Raw genomic sequence first — 2,748 nt, forward strand, 5'->3', positions numbered from 1 at the left:
AAGTTCATTACGATATTATCTCTATCAAACCCATGGTAGAAAGTTTCGAAAGTTCTTTGCAACCGGTATTTAAAAATTTCCCTCCTGACATCACCGAAGAAAATATCCAGGCACGTATCAGGGGAACCCTGCTGATGGCCCTTTCCAACAAATTTGGGAATATTCTGCTCAACACTTCAAACAAAAGTGAAGCTGCTGTGGGTTATGGAACATTATATGGTGATATGAGCGGTGGCTTATCTGTTTTAGGCGATGTGTACAAAACTCAGGTTTATGAATTGTCCCGTTACATCAACCGTGAAGAAGAAATTATTCCGGTCAACACCATCATTAAACCTCCTTCTGCCGAATTGCGCCCCGACCAAAAAGACAGTGATTCCTTACCGGAATATGACATCCTGGATAAAATCCTGTTTCATTACATAGAATTACAGGAAAGCGTTGAAGAAATCGCTAAAATGGGAATAGATACCGGCCTGGTGAAAAAAGTCATGCAAATGGTAAACCGTAACGAATACAAACGTTTTCAGGCACCGCCCATTTTGCGCATTTCATCCAAGGCATTCGGAATAGGTCGTCGGATGCCGCTTGTAGCCAGATATTAATTTTTCTTTTAATTTAATCTTTTTGAGAGACTTCAAATACTTTTTCACTTATTTTTCTAAATTTGTATGTTTTATAACATATTTTCAGCATGCAAAAAATTGTGGAAGAGTGCTCAAATTGCCTGAAAAACAGAAATTCAGTCTTTAGCGTACTCACTCCTGAAGAAAGAAAATATCTGTTGCAACACCATACCTGCTACCGGTACTGCGAAGGAGATTTTATTTTCCATGAAGGGGATAAACCCACAGGACTGGTAAGCCTGTCTGAAGGAAAAGTAAAAATTTTCCGCGAAGGCATTGGCGGAAGGGAACAAATTGTCCGTATGGCCAAACCTACCGGTTTTCTTGGATACAGGGCTTTGTTTGCCAACGAACGGCATATAGCCTCTGCAGTGGCCATAGAAGATTCTGTTGCCTGCATCATTCCCAAGGAAGACCTTTACAAAATAATCCGTTCGAACAGTGATTTTGCCCTCAATATCATCAAGTCTTTTGCAACTGAACTGGGCTTTTCGAATATCCGTACCGTCACCCTCACGCAAAAACACATTCGCGGACGGCTGGCCGAATCACTGATTTCTCTGAAAGACACTTATGGTTTTGAAAAAGATGGGATAACACTGAAAATTCAATTGTCCCGGGAGGATATTGCAAGCTACTCGAACATGACTACTTCCAATGCCATCAGAACTTTGTCGGCTTTTGCAGACGAAAAGATTATTGTCCTGAATGGCAGAAAAATTGCTATTCTGGATATGAACAAGCTGGAAAAAATAAGCAACATGGGATAACTTATGGTGTCTTCCCTTAAATTTTCAATTCTACTGCACCCAACCTGCACCAAAAAACAGGCCGGTTTCATGCAGATATCAATTTTATTCATTAACTTACACCTTTAATTGTTTTGTGCATTTTTCATCCTCAAAATTGCATGATATTAAAAGAAAGAGAATATGCCGCAAAGACAAAAAGAGAAAAAAGCATCTTTTACCAAAAAAGAACTTTCAGTAAAAATACTGGAGCTGTTCAATAATTATCCATCCAAATCATTCAATTACAAACAAATTGCCAAAAGGCTGGAGATAAAAGACGAGGGCCCCAAAAAGCTCATCAACACCGTTTTATATGAATTAGCTGAAAAAGGGAATTTAAAAGAAATATATACCGGTAAGTTCAGCCTGAAAGCCAGCGGAGCGACTCTGATTGGAACGGTAAACATGAATTCCGCCGGATTTGCCTATATAGAGTCGGAAGCCATAGCAGACCCGGTTTATGTATCTGAACAAAATCTGAACCATGCACTGAATGGTGATACGGTTAAAGTATTTATGCACGCACACCGGAAAAAAGGGAATATGGAAGGCGAAGTAGTAGAAATCATCGAACGTGCGCGTAAATCGTTTGTAGGGATCATCGAACTTTCCAAGAATTTTGCATTCCTGACACCCAGCGACCGCCTGATGCCTTACGACCTGTTTATCCCCTTAAAAGACCTTCATGGAGCCGTCAACGGGCAGAAAGCCATTGCACAGATTACCGAATGGCCTATGAATGCCAAGAATCCTATCGGAGAAATAGTTGAAGTACTCGGCTTCCCTGGCGAAAACGAAGTGGAAATGCACGCCATCCTTGCAGAATACGAATTGCCTTATCAGTTTCCCGAAGAAGTGGAAGCCGAAGCCGACAGGATCAAAGAAGCCATCACTCCCGAGGATTACAAGGAAAGAAGGGATTTCAGGAATATTACTACCTTTACCATAGACCCGGCCGATGCCAAGGACTTTGACGATGCCTTATCTTTCCGCAAACTCGATAACGGCAAATTCGAGGTAGGCGTACACATTGCCGATGTCACCCATTACGTGTATCCTAAAACCAATTTGTATAACGAAGCCCTGGAACGTGCCACTTCGGTATATTTGGTCGACCGTGTAGTGCCCATGTTGCCCGAAAGGTTGTCGAACGAAATCTGTTCCCTTCGCCCGGATGAAGAAAAGCTCTGTTTCTCAGCAGTTTTTGAACTTGATGAAAAGGCCAGTTTGCTCAACGAATGGTTCGGACGCACAGTGATCCGGTCGAACCGAAGGTTCACCTACGAAGAAGCGCAGAAAGTCATAGAAACAGGCGAAGGTGATTTAAAAGA

3 protein-coding genes are annotated in these 2,748 nt (G+C 41.8%); all 3 read left to right on the top strand.

Annotation, left to right across the window (positions count from 1 at the left end):
* The coding region (nadE, locus tag Q8907_15630) for an NAD(+) synthase (protein MDP4275701.1) at nt 1–605 on the top strand (605 nt) is incomplete at its 5' end.
* 89 nt (nt 606–694) lie between these two features.
* Nucleotides 695–1,396 carry a Crp/Fnr family transcriptional regulator gene (locus tag Q8907_15635; protein ID MDP4275702.1) on the top strand — a complete coding sequence of 234 codons (702 nt, stop codon included), beginning with the start codon at nt 695–697 and terminating at the stop codon, nt 1,394–1,396.
* Between the two features lie 162 nt (nt 1,397–1,558).
* Nucleotides 1,559–2,748: RNB domain-containing ribonuclease (locus Q8907_15640; GenBank protein MDP4275703.1), on the top strand; the 1,190-nt coding region annotated here is incomplete at its 3' end.

This window comes from Bacteroidota bacterium (genome assembly GCA_030706565.1).
Classification (GTDB): domain Bacteria; phylum Bacteroidota; class Bacteroidia; order Bacteroidales; family JAUZOH01; genus JAUZOH01.